The sequence below is a fragment of the Aquiflexum sp. genome (genome assembly GCF_041749095.1).
Lineage (GTDB): Bacteria > Bacteroidota > Bacteroidia > Cytophagales > Cyclobacteriaceae > Aquiflexum.
Window position 1 is genome coordinate 1 of sequence record NZ_JBGTCA010000232.1, and the last position, 1613, is coordinate 1613.

General features: G+C 40.4%; 1 protein-coding gene and 1 pseudogene. One reads left to right on the forward strand and one right to left on the reverse strand.

Annotated features, from left to right (window positions below):
- Positions 1-133 precede the first annotated feature (133 nt).
- The gene (locus ACEW8O_RS11200) at positions 134-1159 is read left to right on the forward strand and encodes a cyanophycinase (RefSeq protein ID WP_373494718.1); all 1026 of its coding nucleotides are present in this window, start codon (positions 134-136) and stop codon (positions 1157-1159) included.
- A gap of 190 nt (positions 1160-1349) precedes the next feature.
- On the opposite strand, the pseudogene ACEW8O_RS11205 reads toward ACEW8O_RS11200, so the two are convergent.
- Positions 1350-1613, reverse strand: a pseudogene (locus ACEW8O_RS11205) (hypothetical protein); the annotation flags it as partial.

Consider the following 1613-nt stretch of genomic DNA (forward strand, 5'->3'; position numbering starts at 1 on the left):
CAGGTATCCATAAATATCATATCACCATTAAATTTCCTTCTCCATATCAATCTGTCAAAAACGAGGGCATTCAGATCAAGATATTGTTAAATACATTCATTAGTTTGCAAGCCAATTACCAATCTTAAAAATCATGATCAGTACAAAGCATTTTCATGCAATGATTTATTTTTTTCTTTTTATCACATATTCCTGTAGTGCAGGAACCATCACTCCTCCCATTCCCCCCGTTCAGAATTCTTATTCTTTGGGTAGGGTAGGTAATGCCGAAGATATCCAAGCTGAAGTAGAAAGTGGTCTTTTACTAATGGGTGGCAGTACCGATGTAGACGCGGCCATGCGTTGGATGATTGAAAGATCTGGGGGAGGTGATTTTGTGATCATCAGGGTGAGTGGCGGGGATGGATACAATGATTACCTGTATAATATGGGCGGATTGAATTCTGTGGAAACCTTGCGGATCAATACTGCTGAGGCCTCCAACGATGAAAAAGTGTATGAGACATTGATGAACGCAGAGGCATTGTTTATAGCAGGTGGTGATCAGTCCCAATACTTGAGATTATGGGAAGGGTCAAAGGTGGAAGAGGCAATACAGTACCTGATTCATGAAAAACAAATCCCTATAGGAGGGACAAGTGCCGGATGTGCCATCATGGGTGAGTTTGTCTATACAGGTGAAAGAGGTTCCATTATCAGTCAGGAAGCCCTCCAAAATCCATTTGATGAAAGATTGACTGTTCGGAGGTCCAGTCTCATCAATCATCCCTTCTTGCAGAACACCATTACTGACCAGCATTTTTCACAAAGAGGCAGAGAAGGCAGATTGGTTGGTTTTATGGCAAGGCTAAAAAGTTTATCTGAAAATTTACCATTGAAAGCAATTGCTGTGGATGAGAAGACCGCAGTAGCAATTGACAAAAATGGCCTAGCCAAGGTTTTTGGGCAGGCCAATGCTTTTTTCCTAATGGAGTCCAATGCAGACAAATTACCGGAAATAGTACAAAAACAAACTCCTTTAACTTGGAACCTTGACCAACAAGCCCTGAAATATAAAACCGTCAATGCCGGTCAAAATCCCACCTTGAACCTCAAAACATGGGATTGGGATTGGGATGGCTTTTGGTATGTGGAGGCGGGGGAACTTAAAAGCAACTGAACACCCCTTAAATGCTCCATTTTTTGATTTATAGGTAAAAAGGAACTTAATTTTTACGAACCACAAAAGAGACAAAAGGAAACAAAAGTCTATAAATTCTGAAGATGTTTGTTTCCAAGTATTTTTTTCTTTTGTGCCCTTTTGTGACTTTTGTGGTTCATTATTTTTTTTTATAACCTTCCTGTAAAAGTTATTTAGGAGGCTTTTCGTCTTCTTTTTTGGTTTCAGCGATATCGATTACATCTGATTTTAGGATCCAGCCTTTGGAAAGTGCGTGCCTTGCAGCATCCATGGTGTCAGTCACCAACATCATCTCCACTCCATGGTTTTTCATTTTCAATTGAATTTCTTCCATGGCAGCATGTCGGGACACTTGGACATCTCTGATGTAAATCATCTTGACCCTACCCGGATAATCCTTGATCACTTGCAGGTAAATTTCAGGGTCATGTTG

Coding starts and splice junctions, on each gene's coding strand:
- ACEW8O_RS11200 (WP_373494718.1), top strand. CDS start 134: ATGATCAGTACAAAGCATTTTCATGCAATGATTTATTTTTTTCTTTTT.